This window comes from Caballeronia sordidicola (genome assembly GCF_002220365.1).
GTDB lineage: Bacteria > Pseudomonadota > Gammaproteobacteria > Burkholderiales > Burkholderiaceae > Caballeronia > Caballeronia sordidicola_C.
This window is the reverse complement of record NZ_MTHB01000222.1, coordinates 17,451-39,591: the sequence shown is the minus strand read 5'-3', so window position 1 is coordinate 39,591 and position 22,141 is coordinate 17,451. Positions and strand designations below refer to the sequence as shown.

The following is a 22,141-nucleotide window of genomic DNA, read 5'->3' as shown; positions in this document are numbered from 1 at the left end:
TCGGACGCAAAAATTATCTGTTCGTCGGCTCCGACAGCGGGGGCGAGCGGGCCGCCGCGATGTATAGCTTGATCGGGACGTGCAAGCTCAACGGAATCAACCCGCGTGCCTACCTAGAATACATCCTGACCCACATCGCTGATCACAAGATCTCTCGCATCGACGAATTGCTGCCTTGGAATGTGGCTGACAAACTAAAACCCCTCACCCCGCCACAATCTCAATCCGGTAGATCTGGATAGATTTGGATGGATCGTCCCCATGATCGCCGATCGTGGACACGATCTCCCTTGATCTATACGGACTCCAACACGCCATCGCCATCATGCCTCACTCGCGCGCGCGTGAGGACACGGCCCAGCCGAGCCGCTTACGGCGCATCGGAGACTAGTGGGGCAGAATTTAGCGCAATAACTACGGGGAATTACGTTTCCGAATTACCATTTCCAAACCGGCTCACGTTTGGTATGATCAAAGGTTCAGTCGCCACTACTCGATCAAGCCACAATTGACAGCCATCGCTACAGCATTCGAGATGTGTGACGCGCCCATCTTCTTGTTGACCTTTGGGTAGACGCTCGCATAAACGGATTTGACGGACAGGTCCAAGGCTTCCGCGATGTTCTTCGCCGTGCCACCGCTGCGCAGTCTTCGCAGCACATCCAGATCCTGCTCATCAAGGCCAAACTCACTCGTGGCCTGCTGACGCTGACCAGTCAGGTGCCAGTCAAGCATTTCGCTGGCAAGCGCTCGCAGCATAAGCCGGTTACCCCACAGCACACCCTCCCCTGCTTCCTTTGATTCTCCGTTGCTGGTCTGAAGCATGGCGACGAGCGAATTGGTGCGACCTTGGTTGGCACGAAGATGCACTGGACAGACGAGGTTGTTTCGGAAACCGTGTGCCGCCGCTTCGGTCGGCAGCCAGTGGCCGTCGCTGTACAAGTCTAGTTGCGACGACAGCGCCGGCGTCACGTTGCGCTTCGCATATTCGAGCGATGGGTCATTCATGTACCACACGCGATCGATATATTTGTTTAACCATGCCGGATCGCATCCGACCAAATAACGGTATTCGATCACGTCTCCGGACTTGTCGTCCAATATGAGCCGGCTGAAAATGTACTGCGTCGCACCTAGAGCGCTCGTCACAGCGTGGGCCACCGCCATTAACTCAGCCTCATTCTGACAATTCTCGATCCTATTGATCTCCCCGGCGATATCAACTGTCGACTTATTGGCAATACGATGCGTCGTCCCTGCATCGCGTTCCACAAGGTAGCTTTGCCGTATGGACTGGTAGATAGCGCGAAGGGTGTCACCGTACGGATCCGCCGTAGCAAAATCGTGAAGCGCGGCTTCATTTTCGACAGTAAATACCTGCGTGAGCGTCACTCCATCCACTCGAACTAGCTGGCGCTCCAGGACAAATTTCGCTCCCGAGTAGCAGCGCAGCCGCAGGGTGACACGATCGCGCCCTATCTGCTCACCGCCCTCGAAGACGACCCCCTCCTGCTGGCCCGCGCGTCTTTCTGTAGTTGCCGTAGGCATGGGACTAAGCCACCTTGCCGATCGGCAGATCAGCCGCGGGCAGCGACTCGTAAAAGTAGAAGCCTTGGACAGCAAGATTCCCGAATTGCCTAAGCCAATCAACCTGCCGATGTAGCTCAACGCCTTCGACGACAAGACTCAATCCCAGCTCGCGCGTAAGCCCAATCAGGCTCGCCAGCATTGCGGCGGCTGACCGGTCATCAGGCACGCGTCGGGTAAATTCTCGATCGATCTTCACGCCATCGATCGCGAGGTCCAGCAGGTGCGATAGCGATGAGTAGCCACGGCCGAAATCATCAAGCACGATCTTGACACCGGCGTCACGTAATTCGTTAAGCCGGGTACTAACGATGGCGGAGCGGTCCAGAATTGCCGTCTCCGTCACTTCCAGTTGCAGCCGGTCGGGTTCGATCATGTAATCGTTGAGACACCGCTTGACCGCGTGCACCAGGTCCCCAGTGGCCAGCTGCACTGCCGACACGTTAACCGACAGGGTCAACGGTCTCGGATCTTCTTCCTGCCACGCTCGGAAATCCTGGCAGGCTTGCTCAAGCACAAACTCTCCGATTTGTACGATCAGGCCACTAGCCTCTGCAACCGGAAGGAACTCCCCTGGCAGAATGACCCCCTTTTCCGGATGATGCCATCGAACCAATGCCTCGACGCCGATCATGTCGCCAGTATCAAGGCTCACGACAGGCTGATATTCAACGAAAAACTCACGATTGATGATTGCGTATTGCAACTCCTGGAGTCGTTCGGCTTCGCGCCGTGCACGTTCAGCCAGCACCGGCGTGTAAAAACAGCACCTGCTTACATTGGCTGGCTTGCCCTCCGCCTTTGCCGAATACATCGCGAGGTCTGCTTCGGTCAGCAGATCAAATTCCGTGCTTTTGTGGTCCGTGTACACCGCGATGCCGATGCTCACGCGAATAAGATAGCTGTTGCCGTGTATGCCAAATACCCGGTCAAACGTCCGGATCGTGGCTTCTGCTACGTCTCGCGCCGTCGCCGCCGCATCGACATGCTCGACCAGAATGACAAATTCGTCTCCACCCATGCGTGCGAGCAATCTGTTTTTTCCTGGCACCTCAGCGAGCCGAGAAGCGACTTTTTTCAACAAATCGTCGCCGGCCTTGTGTCCCAGCGAATCGTTAATTTTCTTGAAATTGTCGAGATCAATGTAGATCATCGCTAGACGACCCGTAGCGCCAATAGCAGACATTCGCCGACGCAAAGCGATGGTGAGCAGATGCCGATTTGGCAGACCGGTCAGCGAGTCAGTCTCCGCGACATACCGCAATTTACGAATAACGACGGCTACAGCACCCGCGGCTACCAACAGCATTGCGCTGATCAAACCTGCCATCAGGAAATACAGGGCCTTCGCATGCCTATAAGCGGCAAAGACGTCGCGTTCGGATAGTCCAACCACGACAGCGACGTGCTCTTGCGCAAGATGCCGATAGGTAACGATCCGATGGACGTTATCTACTGGGTCAGCGAGCGTTTCTCGCTGTATGCGAGCGAATTTGCTATACGCCGACGCGGGCGGCCCTTCGGGCGACCCCGATTCGTCCCCGACTCGCCGCGATAGCAGATAACCGTTGTCCGACAGGACCGCGATCATGCCGTTCCCACCCAGCGCATCCCTGTTGTAGAAGCCATCAGTCAGGTAGGCTGGATCTTCCGACACAACCACCACACCTGCAAAGGAACCATCGGGGTGATTCAATCGGCGCGTGAACTGCAATGTCGACTGCTTCGAGACGCGGCCAACGACCGGCTGACTGATATACAAACCGGCGTCAGCGTTGGCCTGATGGATTAGAAAGTGAGGCCGATCACTAAGATTTACCGGCTTCGCATTTGACGTTGTGGTCTGCATGACCTCGCCGTAGGCACCGATCAGCGTAACTTGCAGTGCAGTGTCAGCGGAAATCAACCCTTGTCGCTGGTATTTCCCAAGATCGAACGTCGATGGCGAGCGCTCATACTCATATTTCACCCAACTCACAACGGCATCCGCGTCATGAACAGTCTTGCTGATATGTTGCGCAAACGCAGAAGCCAGTTGCGCTGACGCTGCGACTGCGGCATCACGCGTTTCCTGCCGCTCGGCCTGAATGCGAAGAATAACCGCGCTCCAGATGACGACAATGATAATAATAGCAACAGCCAAAATCCAAACGACAGACTGTGCTGGCCGCAGCAGTCGGACGTGATATGCCCAATCACTAAGCGCCCTTCGAGCGCGCCCTTTCTTGGTATCCGCCATAGCGGCGCCCCCGTTGCTGGACCAGGCCGCTACCCTTGGATCCATATGATTAATGCACGTATGGTACGAATCCCTTACCTTGCTGGCAAGCGGAACCAACGCCTATGCTGAGATCGGAGGTGTGGTGGCGTAGACTAAAATAACGTTGTCACCATCGCTTCAATAAAGATGTCACTAAAGCCCGCGAAACGAAGACGTTCTTATCGGATCGTTACTGGGTATGGGTTTTGGCCGCGCGAAATAAAGTTGTCACTCCGTAGATGGTCACCGCCAAGCTCGAACTCCTGAAGGAAAACAGAGCCTTCCAGCAAACAGGCACCTCTGTTCCGCAGCGCCGATCGTCGGTCGTGTTTCAACAGGCTTTCAACGGGAGGAGCCTCATCACCACGATCTCAGCCGTCAATTTCGACGCTCGGATCTGATAACCATCTTCGACGGTTAAATTCTTTGCCCGATCTCGACAACCAAATATATTAACGGCTACAAATCAGGTTAAACTTCAATAGGGAATACAATTATGTAAAATTCAAAATACTGTTGGGTATCAGATGCCGGGCTGGGAGCATTCTGTTAAACGCATCGGCTCAAGTAGAACCAAGATATCAAACATGAGATGACTTTCGGTAAAATGGCTCTCCGAGAAATGATTTCTCAGGGACGCCTCCAAACAACAGGTTATTTCCATATGTCGCAAAATTTCAGGTAACAACGCACAAATGATTATCTCAAATGTCCGCATATCAGGTTATCGCTCGCTACGATCCATCAGTTTCCCCATCGGACAACTTAGTGTTTTTGTTGGAGAGAATGGAACTGGAAAAACAAACTTGTACCGATCACTGCAACTTATTCAAGCCGCGGCGAATGGCTCTTTGGCAACGGAGTTGGCACGTGAAGGAGGCATGGCCTCTGCGATCTGGGCAGGTGAAAGAGCACGCGGTGAAAAAGCTCGAATCATACTTTCGGTGACATTATGCCATCCCGTATCGAAAGCCCCTTGTTACGAATACGAGTGCCAAGTAGGCTTTGTACAACCTCCGCCTAGTCCTGCTTTTCCATTGGAACCTCAAATTCGGGAAGAAAAATTAGTGGATTTACAAGGGCGAACTGAAAAAATATTACTACATCGGAAGAACTCGTATTCATTTACAGTCAATGCCAAGGGGGAAAAAAATGAAACGATGATCGCTTTGCTCGCTTCAGAAACGCTGCTCGCGTCATTGAAAGATCCGATAAACTACCCGGACCTGCATGCAGTGCGATCGAGCATCCAGCAGTGGGCTTTTTTCCACGAATTCCGAACGGATTCGACTGCACCGTTACGTCAACCTGGTTTACCGATAACAAGCCCGACTCTCTTTTCCAATGGGAATAACCTCTCGGCCGTTTTTGCGACTTTAAAGCACATCAGGCAGGATACCGCCGATCTGGACGAAGCGATAAATGATGCATTCCCGGGTGCTCAGTTAATTGTTCCCTTTCCGGAAACGACCACTTCATTTGGTGTCTTATACCCCGAATATCCTCACCGTGTTTTCGCAGCTTCAGAGCTATCCGACGGCACTTTAAGGTTTTTGGCGCTCGCCGGTGCTTTGTTCTCATATAGACTACCGCCATTCATTGCGTTCAATGAACCTGAAAACAGCTTACATCCAAGTCTGATTCCCGCTTTAGCGAGAATGATACGGTCCGCCGCCGAAAATACTCAAATTTGGCTAGTTACGCATTCAAACGCACTCGCGGAAGCCTTAGCTGAATCCGCTCAAATAAATGCCACGATTGTTTATAAGAGCAATGGTCAAACATGGTTAAAAGGACTGAGCAAATTAGGTAGTTTTCGATAAAAATTCAGAAATGCGATATTCTTTAAGATCTTCGATTGCTTTAAAGCTCCTTCCTTTGATACTCACTATTGAGCTCTCATTGCAATGAAAGCATCGTTTTGCCATTCTGTGTACCCGAGCAAAGACCCTTCCATTCGCTCATAAAGTTCACCGTAGCCCGATTTCAGTGCGGTCATTTTCAATAAAATATAAGCATCTATTCTCCACTCCTCACTCGCCAATGAATACAAGACAATCCGTATTGGCCGTGTACGCATGTGCTTTCTTTCTGGATCGTGATAAGTTGCAAGCTGAGTCATCTCTCTTTTCACAAATCTTCTGTCTGCGATGATTTGATCAAATTTTGATTCGATAGAGGACTCTTTTGCTGAATTTAAAGGATAACTTTCTTCGAAAACTGCTAAGGGCTTGATTCCCTTTACCATCATGATCAGTTCGCTATTTGTATGAACGCGATAAGGTAACTGATCAACTAAAGTCGGAAGCCTAATTTTCCCGTTCGTAAAAGCGTTAAAGCTGTTAACTTCTAAACGTTTAAGTAATTTGATAATTTTATATTTAGGAAATGTCTTTTCAAATATAATTTCTTTTTCGCATTCAAGAATGGACGCAATTACTGTAATATCTAGATCAATACGTATTGTATCCACCACGCTCGTAGCAGATTTGTCCAGAGTCATCAGGTAAAACTCCGACCTGTCTGATGGTTCCACAATAGCCCTTAGAAATTGTAAGTTTAAAATGCCTTGAATATAGTAGCGATAATCAAACTATCGAACCGATGCAAAGAATATATAAACCTGTAAGTTACGCTCCACCTGTTTTGTGCGAATATTTTTGACCGTCTGTGCAGGTCAAACGAATCTTGTGATACGACATCCACAGGAACACGCGCAATGATTTTGTTTGAAGTCAATTGTGCGTGTGAATAACAGACTCGAAACGTGTTCCCGCCAACTAGGCACTTTTATAACGTTTGATCACCCCGCTCGTCGCAGACCCCCTAAATATATTAACTACCGAACTCCCCATCGCCAGTATACGATCGCCGACGCCAAACACACATCAACAATGACGAGCCAAGACCTTTCACAGGCACAGATTTCCACAACATGATTTCACCGTCATGCAGCGTTTTGATCGATTACCTCCATACTTAAATGTTAACACGGTTCTTCGGGTATGCGACTTTGATTCTGAGATGCGACGGCGGAGAAGTTTTGGGGCGAAATGCGCGTCTATGGGCGCGTCCAAGATCGAGCCGAATCAGGCCATCTCGCCTTCGCGGCGTCAAAGATGCGCTTGTCCTTGACGCCACCGCAGGACTTTTCGCCAAATCAATGCCTCGTTCGCGGCCATTTGAGCGGGTAGAGTTCGACCACCGTTCACACGTGTGGCCCCTGATATTCGGTACAGCGACTTTCACCTCATTTGGGACACATGCCGCCCGGGTCGGGCTCGGGAGTAAGCCATTCAGGTACGATCGGTAAAGGAGGCACCCCTCCTTCCGGATCTTGGGATTTCCCGTAGCACCCGTCACAATATGGATTCGGCCAATTTTTCCCACCATTCGGACCACTACAATTTGGGCACCAGGACGTCGGGGTTCGTACGGTTCCGAAAGGATCGTTGAAGTTGATGGGATCTCCTGCAACATACGCATACCTACTAACTTGCCTGCCCTCCCATCCGATCGGATCCGCGCTTATAAAGCGGGCCAGCGAAGGACTATAGTATCTGGCGCGCTCATAATAAAGTCCCGTACCATCGTTCTCGCGACCTGTGTATTGACGCGAATTACTGGAATTCCCGCCGGCCACTCCCGTAAAACCGTAGGCATCGTAAGAATAGCTCGTCGCAATGGCACCCGTAGGGTTGGTCAAGGCCACCGAGCTTCCCAACGCATCAACAAGGTAGGTTTCACTGCTCGTCGGAGTGAAACGAGCGATCGCCTCGTCAATTAGGGGCCCGTTCAAATAGTTCGCAACGAGCGTGGGACTAGTCCCGGTATTAGTGAGCGATTCTTGTGTTACGTTTTGCCCGTCATACGCAAACATTCGTGGCGCTGTGTCTGAGGGCAACATAACGGTGGAGCGCCGACCCAAAGCGTCATATGAGTAAGCCGCTATTTGTTGCCCTGCTAACGTCTGCATCTGTGACAGGAAACCGCGCGAATCCCATTGATAGCTCCGCGTACCGTCGGAAGTCATACTGCCGTTATCGTCGTACGTGAGTCCGACGCCGTTAAATGCAGACAGGCGACCGGTAGCGTCATATTGAAACGCTGCTGGGCTCGGAAGTGTCGCCGACTCAAGATTACCAGCCAGCAGGGTCCTCCGATGGAGAGCATCGTATGTGTAGACAATTGCTCCCAAACTGGACGATGACGAAGTGAACGATATCTGCGTCACATCGCCCGATTGATTCAGATTTCTAGTCTCAACGATTTGGTTCGGAAGAGTACGGCCACTCAGACGATTCGCCGCGTCCCAGGAATAAGAGACGTTCTGTACGACATTCCCATTTGACGGCCCCGCCGCCTGAGACATCGAAGTGAGTCGATTAACACTGTCATAGCTATAAGAGATGGAAGTCTGCCCATCAATTAATAACGTGCTTCGGCGACCAAGAACGTCGTAGGTTGAGTTAACTTCCCCTGCGGGTCCTTGCTCGCGAATCACATTGTCCAATCCATTTCGCACAAACGAGTAAGTGTTCCCTCCGCGACTGACGGAGGCCAGCCTGCCGGCGGCGTCCAAAACCCTTGTATCCGACAAGCCATCCGCATATTGAAGTGTTACAAGCTGACCCAGCACATTGTAGGTCATGGTCGTCGACTGCCCCTTTCTGTCGACGAACGTCACCGGGCGCCCCACTGGATCGTATGCCCATGAACTGGATTTCCCCGCAGGATCGGTCTCACCTGTAGTTCGGTTGCGACTGTCGTATGTGTAGCTGTATATCAACCCTGCAGGCGTTGTGATCTGAAGAACGTTCCCATTTGCGTCGAATTGCTTACTTAGGACGCGACCAGTCGCATCTGTCACTTTGACGATGCGATCAAGTACGTCATAGCTGTAGCTTATGCTGTTACCTAAAGCATCGACGCTTGAAGTAGCGCGACCGAGGGAATCCCGGTTAAAACGGGTTACGCTGCCGATCTCATCGGTGACCTGAGATAACAGCCCGTTCGAAAACGCGTAGGTCTTTGTGTCGCTAAGCGGATCCCTCAGAGTGACCAGATTCCCTTGTGAATCGAAAGTTCGCGACCAAACGTGACCAGCGGCGTCGGTCGTAGTGATCAAGTTCCCAAACGAGTCATATACATAAAACGTTGAATGTCCGAGCGGATCAGTTTTACTGGCAAGGCGATTCATCCCATCGTAGGCATATGTCGTTGCCGCAGCCTGCGATGTTCCAGACAGTACGGTCCGACTTGTGAGGTTTCCGGCAACGTCATAGGCAAGAGTGGTCACTCGACCCAGCTCGTCGACGAAGGACGTCATTCTGCCTGCCGCATCTCGAGTCGCTGTACGAGACCACTGAAGCGGCGTTCCAAGCGCTTGATCAAACTGCAGAACGTAGTCGCCGTTCAGGCCGGCGACGCTCGTCGTAGCATTCGGATTGGTGTCGAACGTGCGACGCGACAGGACGCCCGTTGGATCGGTCACATCGGTGGTCAAATGCTTCGGAAACGAGTTGCCGGTTACCGGCGCCGACGAAAATCCGTAGCTGAAGTGATAGACCCCGCCGTCGGCCAACGTCTGCGTCGCAACACCTTGATAAGTCGACTCGTAGGTGTTCTGAATCTTCAGATTGCCGCGGGCGTCAGTGACAGACAGCATGTTGTTATTGTCGTCGTAGGTGTACCGCTCTACGCCACCATTCGGATCAGTGACAGCCGATAGTCGGCCCAAGTCATCGTATTGATACTGGACGACCCTACCCGAAATGTCCGTGATTTGAGTTACCCGGGCATTGTCGTCGTATGCGAACGTGATAAATCGACCGTTCGGCGATACGATGCGCGAAACGTTGCTATTCACGGCATTTCGCTCAATCGTAACCTTGTTGCCGTTGCTATCAGTGAACGACAGCATCCCAGACTGCGAGGGAATAGTGTTGCCCTCAGCATCTGGAAACTCATACACCGAGCCGTCCTTCGTTCTTAACAGCCAGTCAATGGCAGCGGGGTTATACGAAAGAGTTGCACCTTGAAATTTCGTGTTCGCCGTCCCCTGTGCAACATATATCGCGCTTAAAAAGTCACCCCCTGAGGAGGTCCTCGTGAAATGAATACGTCCACCGCGCGGAAGGATCAAATCCTGATAAGTCCACGGCAGAATGTCCCCAACGAGGAACATGTCGTAGTCGTGCGTAGCACCGATCCCAAAGGCACGTTGTGATCCATCACGCGAAAGATATGTCCGCGTGACGCCAATCGATACCTTGTCCTTGATCGATAGATCACGGTGGCGGTACATGAAGATGCCTGTAGAGCAGTCAACAGGGTCGCCAGCCAATGCTGCCATGCAACCCGAGCTACCGCTGTCGCCACTGCCATTGTTCGGGTCAGGTTGGCCCGGATCCGGCGGGGTGTTGGGATCCGGTGGCGTGTTCGGATCAGGCGGGGGATTCGGACCATTGCACGAATCGTCCTGACACGGCGGCGGATTCTGCGGTGGGCCGATGTCCGGTGAGCCAACCATCGCGCCGGTCAATTGATAGATGGCAACGCCCGGATTGGGAATGGACTGCTTGCCGTCGACGCTAACCTTTCCCTTCCCATAGACGTACCAACCCTTTCCTTGCGGGTCATAATCCCAAAAGAGAACAGTCGAACCCGGCGGCTGGTTCGTGAAATTCGGGTAGATCAGGCGAGCGCCAACGGGCGTGCGCGAATTCAGGTTTTCTATCGTCGCGCCACCAGGTTGGACGGTGAAGTAAGTTGGCACGTTCACGCCGACTGGCAGTGGGAATGGGGGTCGATCAATCGGAATCGCTGTAATGGACAGTTGAGTGACGATTGTCCCCTGTCTATCTTTAATGACCGTTCCTGCCGGCAGGTGTAACTCCAAGCCCGGTATGAGAGGATTGGTGATAACGGTCTCTTGGATCGTCGGTGATGCGATGTTGACCACGTGCTTTGTATCAAGTCTCGTCATCCAAATCGGATAACCCAACGCCGTTGTCGTGCCCGCTTTCAAGATCACACGATCGGAAAAATAGCCGTATGCAGACGAGCGCCCATCCGCGGTCGCGCCATTGATCTCGAGGACAGCGGGTCCGGGCGAAAGATTTTCGAGCACAAATCGGCCTGTCGCATCGGTACGCGTCGTTTTTCCACCTGCGCTAAGTTCAACGTCAGCGAGCGGCTTGCCGTTAAGACGAAGCACCTGCCCCGTCAGGGCCGTCACGCCACCGGCCGCCTGCAACGGCGGTAGAGATTGATAACGACTTCTGTGGCGCCCGGTGCGCCAGTTGCCGTGCTGGTGGCGGTTTTCTGGCACCCACTCTTCAGCGCCAAGTTCGGCATCAGCGACCGTCGCGTCGCTCGCGGCCTGCGGTTGCAAAGCAGCAGCAACGGAAGTAGAAGCTGCTTGGCTAGTTGCATTTGCATCTGCTCCCGGAGCGCCGATGCCGGTTGTTCCGGATCTAGCGCGTGCATTGGCGGCTGCGATTGAACCCGTAGAAAAGCCTACCGTAACAACCGGCAATGGCTGGCCTAATTCATCCGTCGCGCCTTTGACAAATAGAGAATAGTGAGTCGCGGGAAGCAGATCTTGCTTTGGCGTCACGAAAATGAGAAGACCACGCTCAGCGCCCACAACGGTCGTGTTGACGGGTCCGTTAGGGCCGATAAGCGTGACCGTTTGCGTGCTCAGTGTTGAAACGTTCATCCGCTTGGAGAGTTTGACGACGAGCCTCGCGTTCACCCCGAAATCGGTCGTGGAGGACGTCGGTGTTGTCGCGACCAAAACTGGCGCAGCCGTGCCCATAATCGAGTTGGCCAACGCGGATGCCGAAGAGTCGTCGATCGGTGTCAGCAGGCGTGCCGCTGGATCGAACGTTTGCGCGAGGGCGATATCGGGAGTCGAAGTATTCTTCCCGCCGACTAGAAGCACGCCAGATGTGGGAAGGAGTGCTGCGACCTGATCCCAGCGGAGGGGATCCAGACGACTATCGATCTTCAAAGCCGCCTGCGTCTGGGGATCAAAAAGTTCGGCATCCGCGACGCCGACGCCTCGAGCATCTCGACCGCCAAGGAACAATAAAGTCCCGTCAGCGAGCAGCGTCGCAGTATGAGCAGTACGGGCGAGCAACCCTACGGTTCCGAGCGAACGTGTCGTACCTTGGTGAACATCAATCACTTCACCTGTGCCCAGCACCGAGCCTGTGTCATCGGCCCCGCCATAAACAAACACGGTGCCGTCTGGCAGAAGCGTGGCGCTATGTCCGGTCCGTGATTGATTCAGGGTGTAAGGAAGAACCGTTTTGCGCCCGGTGGCAGGATCGATGACAGCCAGAGCCTTCGAATTCGCGTTGCCACCTGACAGAAGCCAGACGCCATCTGGAAGCAGTGTGGCCGCTTGTCCTTTCTCCGTATCGGGTTGTGCCGCGAGCGTGCGCTGCAATGAGATGACTTTGTTTGGCACTGCGGTATCGGCTGTCGCGCAGGTCGGTTCAACAAGCAAGCCGACAAGCAGGACGGACGCTATTACCGCTGTCAACGGAGCAACAATCTCGCGCGCGCAGGCGCGTCCTATGCAGCGCCAAACCCCGTTGGTATTCATATTTTTAATCACTTCGATTTCTCGAAGGTCTCGTGCACGACCGCAGCCGCGGAACTCACACTATTTAGTTGCTTTGAGCGTTATCTTTCCTGCCGTCGTAGTGCTGGGCACAATCTCAAGCACGTACGTCCCGGTCGAGGGCAACGCAGGAAGCGTATGTGAATCACTTGGCGACGCTGGAAACCAAAGGTCGACTGAACTCCCGTCTGGAGCAAACAATTGAAGATACGTACTGCTGTCAAGCGTCTGTGCGGACGTGGCGATCGTGAGCACGTTGCCCGCAGTCCCGCTGATCGTGTAGTGGCCGTTTTGATGCACCCCCAGAGATGCGGTCACCGCCGCGCCGTTCACTGTGATCGTGCCCGTCTTGTCCGACGGTACTGACTTGACAGACAATGTTGTAGCTCCGGCGCTCGGGTCTTCAGAGCGAGTCAATTCAATGTGGTAGGTCCCCGAGGCAGCGATCTGGCCTAGGTCAACCCTGGTCGGGCTGGCATCGCAAAACAGGGTCGCTACTAAAACCGTGTTGCTGGCGTCTGAAAGTACGGCGTTCACGCAGTTGCCGAACGAATACGCCGTCGGTTGAATCCATAGGGATTGATTCGCGGCGCCGACAAAAGACACCTGCCCATCCTGATCGAAAGCCAGACTCACCTGGACAGGCGCTCCATTTACGGTTGCTGACACGACTTGGTCGGCCGGTTTGGTGTTCAAGGCCAAGGTCATCGAACCTGCGCCGTCGTCGGATGTCATTATTCGAACGGTATAAACACCATTGACCGGGAGCGCAGTCAAATCATCAGCTTCCGCTGTGGACCCATTCATGATGGTGTTCAGCACCTGTGTGCCATCAGGTGCCGTGACAATCGCATAAAGAGTGGAGTCGAACGTTGACTGCGCGGGTTCCAGGAAAAGGCGTTGTCCCGCCGTCCCTGAAAACGTGTACGACGCGGATTGATACTGCAAAAGCTGGAGGTTTTGTGGGGCACCATCAACCGTGAGCGTCCCGGTAACTGGCGCGGGAACTGAAATCAGCTGCACCGTAGCCGAACTGGTACCAAGATCAACAGGGCTAAACCTCGCCGTATAGGTGCCGGTCGCTGGAAGCGCAGGCAAGTGCATCGTCGTCGCCCCAAACCAGGTGTATCCGTTGTCAGCGATAACGTTGCCTTGCGAATCCTGTACGAAAAATCTCGGAACGAGGGTAGCGCCATCGGGTACCGTGGTCTGAATGTCAAACAGCTGCCCAGCATTGCCAGAAAAGGTATAGCTCGCCCCTTGGTCGACAGCCAAGTTCAAGCTAATAGTCGAACTATCCGTTGGTAGTTGCCCAGAAATATCACTCGGACCGGGCAACAACTGGTATTTGACATGGCCGCCCGAATTGACGGTCAATAGTGCGGTATACGTGCCTGTAACCGGCAGTCGGTCGGCGGAAAAGGCTCCGTTCGTGTTGGTTATGAGCGTGTTGAAGACAATGGAGCCGGTCGGTGAATAGACAGTCAACGTCGAACCAAGCGAAATGGTGCTGGCCGTGGGCTGGAAATACATTTTCTGGCCGCTCACAGCGTCGAAGATCATCACTGCCGCTTTGATCTGCGAAGCCACCGTTACGGTCTGAGCGGCCGCCGACGGCTGGATGCGAATCTTGGTCGTGACGGCGGACGGCGTCACACTATTTGGAATCGCGAAGAAGTCGGCGGTACTTGTCGTCTGCCCCCCAGCTGTCGTTACAGAAACCTTGCCGGAGGAGCTTTGTGTGGGCACGACCGCGACAATCGACGTCGCGGTTGCACTGTTCAAGCTCGTTGCAATACCTCCGAAACTGACAGAATCGTTCGCCTTTGACGGGTTAAATCCCGTACCTGTGATCGTGACCGCAGCCCCTTCCGCGCCCGCCACTGGAGAAATCTGCGTAATGGTGGGGGCGTTGTTCGCTACGACGTTAAACGGTACGGGCGCCACAGCGCTGCCATGGCTATTCGTCACCGATACCGTCCCCGAGGTTGCCCCCGACGGAACCGTTGCCTGGAGGCTACTCGCACTCGCCGCTGTCACGACCGCGGACGTCCCATTGAACTGGACGGTATCGTTCGCCACAACGGGGTCGAAGCCACTTCCCTGCAGGGTTACGGTCGATCCAACCGGCCCCGATTGGGGGGTCATAGCCGTGATCGAGACCGCCGTCGCGGCCGAATTGGAAATCGAGAGAATATTGCCATCGGGATCGTATGCGTAAGTCGCGAACGCCCCATTGGGCATCGTCACTTTGACGAGGCGCCCGTTAGGATCGTAGGAGTACTGAACCTGTGCGAGCGCAGGACAAATGCCTGTGACAAGAAAAAGCGCCAGCGCGCCAACCACGAGGCTCCGCAGACGCGGTGACTGGTGCACCGAACGACGCGCCCTTCCCTTTGGTTGGGATCCGGCGGCACGCTCAATATTCGAATTCCGTGATGCATGAGCGCGCAAAAACACTGCGCGCAGATGGTTTTTCCCCGACATCTGGCCGCCGACAAGTAGGTCTATCTGTAATTTTTCTGTGCCTAAATGCAGGCGAATTGAGGGGCATACTCAAAGAAGTTGAAAGTTTCAACAATAAGGGTAAACACGTATTTGTGAGATTATTGATTTCAACGAAAGTTCCGTGTTACTAATTTTTACTAAATGTTACATAACAGTTCCGTTTATATTACATTTACATTATCGGAGTGCTCGTGCGCACGAGCCGATGGATTATTTTTGCCTTCTTTTATTGCTTCTCCTCATCGCATGCTTTCGGGCACGACCAAAACTCGTCCTCAAATTTGCCGTTGGGGCTGCCAAATACTGCCTCGATTAAAGGCCTAAATTCGAACCTAGTCGCGCTCGGAAAACGCATCTTTTTCGACAACTCCTTGAGCGCAGACAAGCAAGTCAGCTGCGCTGGCTGCCACGACCCCAGTCACGCGTTCGCGGACCCCAATCCCTTATCCAGAGGAGCGTTTGGGCAAAAGGGCGAGCGTCACGCCCCCTCAATACTCAATTCTGCCTTCAACACGTCACAATTCTGGGATGGACGCAGCGATTCGCTCGAGGATCAAGGCCTTCAGCCCTTTACCACGTCGAAGGAATACGGACTTCGCGACGTCGATGAATTGCTTCAACGATTGAAGGCGAGCGACGGATATCAAAGATTATTTCGAAACGCATTTCCCGAAAAAAAACGCGGCGAAATCACCGCTTCAGGGGTCAGCAAATCAATTTCCGCATTCGAAAGAACATTACTATCAGGAAATTCAAAATTCGACCGTTATACATACGGTAACGAGTCCGATGCCCTGACTGCTTCGCAGATGCATGGTTTGGGGATTTTTAAGGGCCTAGGCAAATGCTCAGGCTGTCATTTAATTGAAAGCAACCATGCATTATTTACAGATGGTAAGTTTCACAATTCGAGCATCGGAATGGAGCGCCTAGCCGAGCGCCTGCCAGCTGCTGTAGAAGCCGTGCTGGCTGCGCACGCCCGTGACGAAGCGGCGATTGGCAAACTCGTCTTGAGCAGCAGCGATATTGCGGCACTCGGACGTTTCGTCGTCACTAACGACCCGAAGGACATCGGTCAATTCAAGACTCCCTCGCTTCGAAACGTTGCTATCACGGGTCCCTACATGCATGACGGCTCAGTCAGTACGCTCGAAGAAGCGGTGGACCTCGAAACCTATCAGCGCACCGACGCGAGCGGCCGACCGATCATTCTGACGCCGGTAGAACGACTGGAATTGCTCGACTTTCTTACCACACTCACGGGTTCCGACACGGCTGCTCTTCGCCACAATATCGCCGCGGCCCGCTCAGCAACGACATCGTTGCGCCGACCTTACTGACAACATGAAACCGTCTTTCACTTTCCGCGCCCCCACCGCCTCTTCAACGATTCGGCAACGCGGCTTCACCTTGCTGGAACTTCTGGTGGTCATCGTCATCATCGGGTTGCTCGCATCCTATGTCGGTCCCAAGTATTTCGCTCAAGTCGGCAAATCCAAGACGACCGTTGCACGGAGCCAGATCGACGCCTTCAGCAAGGCTCTGGACGCCTACCGCATCGACGTAGGCTCGCTACCCTCACAGGAAGACGGACTTGCGGCGCTCGTGACCCGTCCATCGAATGCGCCCGCCTGGAATGGACCCTATCTGAGCAAAGACGTCCCATCGGACCCGTGGGGCCATCCGTACGTGTTTCATATCCCGGGCGTCAAGGGTGACTATGACATCACCTCGTACGGCAAGGACGGGCAGCCCGGCGGTACGGGTGAAGACGCCGACGTCGTCGGACCCTAACTGAGCCGACCATGCGCTTCGATGTTCGTGCCGTCATGCCTACCGGACAAGTCCAGACGATATCGGTTCACGCGCCCGATGCCGTTGACGCACGACGTCGCCTGGAAACGAGTGGCCACCGCATTCTTGATATCAAAGCGCTCAAAACGTCGAGCGCGCCCAGGTCGTTGCGGGCAAAGAGTAAAGTTTCACTGACACTTTTTAGTCAGGAACTATTGGCGTTGCTCAACGCCGGACTCAGTTTGCCAGAATGCCTCGAGGGGCTCGCCGAAAAAGACGAGGGCAAACGCCAGCAAGTGCTGCGATCGGTGCACGCCGCAGTACGGGAAGGCCTACGGCTGTCCGACGCACTTGCGCTCCAACCTGCCACGTTCACTGACTTGTATGTGGGTCTGGTTCGCGCAGCGGAAGGCACGAGCAACCTCCCGCACGCGCTCACGAGATTCATCGACTACCAACGTAAGGTTGATCAGATCCGCAGCAAGCTAATCTCTGCGTCGATCTATCCGGCGATCCTCGCCTCAGTCGGCACGCTCGTCACGTTTTTCCTGATCGGCTATGTGGTACCAAGCTTTGCTGTGGTGTACCAGGACTCGGGTCAGGCGCTTCCGTGGACGTCGCGAATTCTGCTTCAGTACGGCGAATACGTAGCCGCTAACAAGCCCCTCATTGGCGCGCTTCTCGTCGTACTCGTCGCCACGATCGTCGTTACAGTCCACAAGATGCGCAAAGGCGCCGCCTTCGGCAAGGTCCTCGCTAGTACGCCTTTTGTGGGTCATCACGTCAGGTTGTATCGACTATCGAGGATTTACAACATGCTGGGAATGCTGCTTGAAGGCGGCATTCCTGTTGTGGCGGCGCTACGCACGGTCGCTACCGCGAACGCGCCAGATGTCGCCGGTACGCTAGATCGAGCGCGGGAAAGTATCGAACAAGGCGGCGTACTGAGTGACGCGTTCCAGATTAACTCGCTCACGACACCCATCTCATTGCGCTTGCTGCGCGCAGGAGAGCGCTCGGGGCAACTCGGCAACATGCTGTCCAGTGCCGCAGAATTCTATGAGGGTGAAGTGTCGCGTTTCATCGACAGCTTCACGCGGTCCTTCGAACCGATCCTGATGACGATCATCGGTCTGGTCGTCGGCGGCATTGTCGTGCTGCTTTACATGCCAATATTTGATTTGGCCGGAAGCCTGCAATGACCGCGCATTCCGACATCGCGGCCGCCGATCAAGCCCAGGTTGACTTCTTGGGCGCCCTGCAGATCGCACGCGCCAGCGGGAATGCGACCGTCGAATCCCTCCAGGGCGCACTGAAACTAGACGGATCGCAATTGGTCGACCGTCTTGGCGCTGTCTTTAAGCTTCGTGTTCTCAATCACGATCACCTCGAGGAGGTCGTTGCTGACTTCACGCGACTGTCGCTTAAGACATGCATCGAGCGCCGCGTAGTGTTGTTTTTTGAAGACGGGCAATTATATTGCGTATGTACCGACCCGTTCGACTTGGACCTGAAACCGTTTGTCGAGGCAATTTTTCAATGCTCGATCAGCATTGCGCTTGCCTCACCCGAAAATGTCCTCGCCTGTCTTTCCAGGTTTGACACAGATACGCGCGCAGTAGACGCTGTCGTGGCTGAGGTTCAAGACGGCACTCCCCTTGCCAATTCAGGTATAGAGGAGATCAGCCTCGCTGCGGTCAACGACGCGCATAGCGCGGCCGTCCGCATCCTCACATCGACCTTGTATGACGCTTTGAAATTTGGCGCCTCCGATATTCACCTGGAATGCATTGCGACTGGCCTTGCCATTAAATTCCGCATTGACGGCGTGCTCGACCCGGCCAAGACGATTACCGGTTCGCGGCTCGCGGAACAGGTCGTGTCACGCCTAAAGGTCTTGGCGGAACTCGACATTGCCGAACGGCGCGTGCCTCAGGACGGGAGTTTTCGCATCACGTCGGGCGGCCGTCAAATCGATTTGCGCGTGTCCATCATGCCGAGTCACCACGGCGAAGATGCGGTAATTCGCGTGCTCGATAAAAAGTCGATGCTTGACAGCGCCGGTCTGCTGTCTATGAGCACGCTAGGATTCGATCCTGCGGACATCGACGCACTGCGTCAACTTGCGCTTGCTCCCTACGGCATGTTGCTGGTCACCGGGCCCACCGGTTCGGGCAAGACGACAACGCTTTATGCGGCGCTTAGCGAAATCAATGACGGGCGCGACAAGATCATCACCATTGAGGATCCGATCGAATATCAGTTGAACGGCGTGCTGCAAATCCCTGTGAATGACAAGAAGGGGTTGACCTTCGCGCGCGGGCTGCGATCAATTTTGCGGCACGATCCTGACAAGATCATGGTGGGCGAAATTCGAGACCGCGAGACGGCCGAAATCGCCATCCAGTCGGCGCTCACCGGCCATTTGGTGCTCACCACCGTGCATGCGAACAGCAGCTTCGATGTGTTCAGCCGTTTTACGCACATGGGGGTCGATATCTACGCCTTTTTGTCGGCGCTAAACGGCATCAGCGCGCAACGGCTAATTCGGCTGATTTGCGTACATTGCGCCGATGCGTATGTCCCAACAGACGCAGACAGGCAAGCCTGGCCAGGCATTAGCTTTGCCGGGGCGACGCTGCGCCACGGCAAGGGCTGTCCGCAGTGCCGGCAAACAGGCTTCAAGGGTCGGCGCTCAATCGCTGAGGTGCTCGTCATGACCGATGCACTTCGGGAACTGATCCTGAATAAGTCGTCCCTGACGGCCATCAAAACCTTGGCTCGATCATCGGGCACCCGCAGCTTGCGCGAAGCCGCTGTGGCACTGGCATGCGCCGGGCACACCACGTTAAGCGAGGTCAAACGTGTCACGATGGCCGACTAGGCGCTATACGTTGAGGATTGGCGCCGAGCGCATGTTGCTCGAGCGCGACACGTCGTTTCTGGCGCGCGAAAGCTGGTTCATTGAACTTCCGTGCAGCTGGCGCGACGACATGAGCGAGATTGTCACGATCGCTCGCAGGCTGATCGAGCCGGCCTCCCCGGTCGTCAGGGTACTGACTGTCATTTTAGACAGTACCTATGTGCGCGCATTCTCGGTCGACGTGCCCAAGAGCGTCTATCGCTTGACCGATATCACAACGCTGGCACGCGCCCGGTTCATCCGCCTTTACAACGAGAACGATGCTACTTGGCGGGTTGTGCCCAATTTCGCGTCGAACGCACGGTTGCCCGTATTTGCGATCAAACGCGAGCTTTTTGACGGCCTGGTGAAGTTGTCTCGCGACGCACGGTTCACCTTGGCCTCGGTCGTACCAGCAATCACCTGGGCAGCCAAACGGCTTGTTCCTGAGCCTTCACGAGATCGGCAGTGGCTCGCGTCTTACGGCGCTTCGAGCGCCACCGTTATGCTTCTTGATTCGCGACATCCCATATTGCATCAAGAGTTTCTTCCAAGTCATGTCGATGCACGCACATTCCTGCTCGACTCCGTTTTCACCCGTATGACCCTGTCAAGCAGCGTAAGCATTGGCTCCAAGCCTTACCTGGTCGATGAAGCAGCAACGGGTTTTCCAACGGCTGCGGCTCCACGGTCAGGCTGGGTTGCAACACTACGGCGTATTGGACGACTAAGACATCAGACCACCCACGTGGCACTCGCGCAGATAGCACGATTCGATTTCCTTCAATTAGAACGCCCACAAGCGAGGTCTCCCGTGCTTGGAGGTGTGCTCGCAGTCCTTTGTGCGATTCCGCTTGCATGGGGCGCAAAAGAGATTGCAGCCACGCGTGTTTCGCTCGCGCAAGTGGACGCTCAACGAGCGCATATTACCCAGCAAATGCTATCGGCCGGGAGCAGACGAGTTGCCGCGCCCGCTCTCACGGCACACCAGGTCGAAGCGATCAATCGCGCGGTCGCGTCGCTGAATCTGCCTTGGGACGATCTGCTGCACGGCGTGGCCCTCGCATCCAAGGGCGACGTTGCGATTCTATCGTTGCGCCCGAACGCCGCCAGTAATGAAGTCACGGGTGTGGCGGAAGCCGCCAACGCGGGCAATATGCTCGATTTCATTAATCGCCTTCGATTGCAGGCACCGTTTGCGAGCGCCTATCTCACTGCGCATGAGGTCGTCGATCGGGACGCCGCGAAACCGCTGCGATTTGAATTCCGCGCGAAGTGGGCGAGCTGATATGTGGCGAGATCTCGTACTGCGCGCGAAAGTGACTTGCTCGAATGTGGGATGGCCGGTTCTCGCCAGCTCTCTTTTGCTCGTCGTCAGTGTACTGGGGGCTTATCTTGTCCATACAGTGGGAACGTCGACGGTCACTTCGGCACGCTCGGAGCTCGATGCATTCCGACAACGTGCGAGCGCAGACCACCGTGAGCGCGCCAATGCCCAGCCTGTCGATCAAAACGGCCGGGTGTTTTACGCAGTGTTGAGTAATCCCGGGTTGATCGAACCACGACTAGCCGCCCTCTTCGATCAGGGATTCAAGAAAGGGCTGGTCGTCAAAAAAGCGACCTATGAAACGCAGTGGATCAAAGACGGAGGGTTCGGCCAATACACGATTGTCTGTCCAGTCGAGGGCACCTACTCAGCGATCCACCTCTTTGTCAGGCAAGTGCTGTCGGACAGCCCCAACCTGTCGCTAGACGATATCGAATTCAAGCGCAACAACGTGGCTTCGTCCGCGGTTGAGGCGAAGTTGCACCTGACGCTCTACATCAACGATAAGCCAGCAGAACGGGTCGTGACGGCGCAAGCGACGCCGGCTGCCCAGGCGCCCGCCTTGGCGGTGACAAATGTGACGCTCGATCTCCCTCCCTTGCCGGAAGGTCTCCGATGAATAAGCGTCATGGCGTGCTTCTGTTGTTCTCGGGGATGACTGCGGTCTCGGTGATCTGGACGGCGATGCACTCGGACGAGTCCAACATCGCGGCGGCGCAATCGGTCCGCAACCACCCGACGGCAGCGCGTGCGCGCCCGATGCTCGAACCCGGCAAGCTAAGTGTTCAGCCGTTGCGCCCGCGCGTAAGCATTCAGTCGTCAATCTCATCCAATCTAGACGACGAAGACGAGATGTTTCGCCCAACCTCGTGGGCGTCCCCCGCCTCGCTCGTTCCGCCTCTACCTCCCGCGCTCGCTGAAAAGCCGGCAGGCCCCTTTACCTACATTGGGAAAATGACGACACCCGCCGGTTGGAAAGTCTTTCTTTCGAAGGACGGCGAGACTTTCGTTGTTTCCGCCGGCGATACGATCCTACATGACTACAAGATCGAGAGCATCGCGCTGCCCAACATCACCATTACCAATAAGCCTCTACACCTGATGCAGACGCTGCAAATCGACTGAACC

Annotated in this window: 14 protein-coding genes; 9 read left to right on the top strand and 5 right to left on the bottom strand. The window is 54.7% G+C overall.

The genetic code is table 11. From position 1 onward, the window contains the following. Positions 1–242: transposase domain-containing protein (locus tag BSU04_RS30900; RefSeq protein ID WP_144021406.1), on the top strand; the 242-nt coding region annotated here is incomplete at its 5' end. 247 nt (positions 243–489) lie between these two features. On the opposite strand, the gene BSU04_RS30895 is transcribed toward BSU04_RS30900, so the two are convergent. Further along, on the bottom strand, positions 490–1,548 hold the full coding sequence (locus BSU04_RS30895; RefSeq protein WP_089164087.1) for a helix-turn-helix transcriptional regulator: 1,059 nt from the start codon (positions 1,546–1,548) through the stop codon (positions 490–492). 4 nt (positions 1,549–1,552) lie between these two features. Continuing rightward, complete coding sequence (locus tag BSU04_RS30890; RefSeq protein WP_089164086.1) at positions 1,553–3,826, bottom strand: bifunctional diguanylate cyclase/phosphodiesterase; 2,274 nt, start codon at positions 3,824–3,826, stop codon at positions 1,553–1,555. Between the two features lie 716 nt (positions 3,827–4,542). On the opposite strand from BSU04_RS30890, the gene BSU04_RS30885 reads away from it, so the two are divergent. Next, positions 4,543–5,670: an AAA family ATPase gene (locus BSU04_RS30885; RefSeq protein WP_089164085.1), complete on the top strand. Its 1,128-nt coding sequence runs from the start codon at positions 4,543–4,545 to the stop codon at positions 5,668–5,670. Between the two features lie 65 nt (positions 5,671–5,735). Here the strand turns inward: BSU04_RS30885 and BSU04_RS30880 are convergent, their stop codons facing one another. The 3 genes from BSU04_RS30880 to BSU04_RS30870 all read right to left on the bottom strand — a co-directional run bounded on the left by BSU04_RS30880 (position 5,736) and on the right by BSU04_RS30870 (position 14,969). Beyond that, positions 5,736–6,350, bottom strand: coding sequence for a hypothetical protein (locus BSU04_RS30880; RefSeq protein WP_089164084.1), 615 nt, complete (start codon positions 6,348–6,350; stop codon positions 5,736–5,738). Between the two features lie 747 nt (positions 6,351–7,097). Further along, on the bottom strand, positions 7,098–12,464 hold the full coding sequence (locus BSU04_RS30875; RefSeq protein ID WP_089164083.1) for an RHS repeat-associated core domain-containing protein: 5,367 nt from the start codon (positions 12,462–12,464) through the stop codon (positions 7,098–7,100). A gap of 60 nt (positions 12,465–12,524) precedes the next feature. Beyond that, on the bottom strand, positions 12,525–14,969 hold the full coding sequence (locus tag BSU04_RS30870) for an IPT/TIG domain-containing protein (protein ID WP_089164082.1): 2,445 nt from the start codon (positions 14,967–14,969) through the stop codon (positions 12,525–12,527). A gap of 212 nt (positions 14,970–15,181) precedes the next feature. Here BSU04_RS30870 and BSU04_RS48635 point away from each other — a divergent pair, with 212 nt between their 5' ends. The 7 genes from BSU04_RS48635 to BSU04_RS30835 are packed head-to-tail and all read left to right on the top strand — an operon-like array spanning position 15,182 to position 22,138. Further along, complete coding sequence (locus BSU04_RS48635) at positions 15,182–16,330, top strand: cytochrome-c peroxidase (RefSeq protein ID WP_179258493.1); 1,149 nt, start codon at positions 15,182–15,184, stop codon at positions 16,328–16,330. A 4-nt stretch (positions 16,331–16,334) separates the two neighbouring features. Continuing rightward, on the top strand, positions 16,335–16,784 hold the full coding sequence (gspG, locus tag BSU04_RS30860; RefSeq protein ID WP_089164080.1) for a type II secretion system major pseudopilin GspG: 450 nt from the start codon (positions 16,335–16,337) through the stop codon (positions 16,782–16,784). An 11-nt stretch (positions 16,785–16,795) separates the two neighbouring features. Continuing rightward, entirely contained in the window at positions 16,796–17,986 is a 1,191-nt protein-coding gene (locus tag BSU04_RS30855; RefSeq protein WP_089164079.1) for a type II secretion system F family protein, read from the top strand. Continuing rightward, complete coding sequence (locus BSU04_RS30850; protein ID WP_089164078.1) at positions 17,983–19,668, top strand: GspE/PulE family protein; 1,686 nt, start codon at positions 17,983–17,985, stop codon at positions 19,666–19,668. The genes BSU04_RS30855 and BSU04_RS30850 overlap by 4 nt, the downstream gene beginning before the upstream one ends. Continuing rightward, on the top strand, positions 19,649–20,974 hold the full coding sequence (locus BSU04_RS30845) for a hypothetical protein (RefSeq protein ID WP_144021405.1): 1,326 nt from the start codon (positions 19,649–19,651) through the stop codon (positions 20,972–20,974). The genes BSU04_RS30850 and BSU04_RS30845 overlap by 20 nt, the downstream gene beginning before the upstream one ends. 1 nt (position 20,975) lies before the next feature. Beyond that, positions 20,976–21,632, top strand: a complete 657-nt coding sequence (locus BSU04_RS30840) for a hypothetical protein (protein WP_089164076.1) — start codon at positions 20,976–20,978, stop codon at positions 21,630–21,632. Then, positions 21,629–22,138 carry a hypothetical protein gene (locus BSU04_RS30835; RefSeq protein ID WP_089164075.1) on the top strand — a complete coding sequence of 170 codons (510 nt, stop codon included), beginning with the start codon at positions 21,629–21,631 and terminating at the stop codon, positions 22,136–22,138. The genes BSU04_RS30840 and BSU04_RS30835 overlap by 4 nt, the downstream gene beginning before the upstream one ends. The last annotated feature ends 3 nt before the right edge of the window (positions 22,139–22,141 follow it).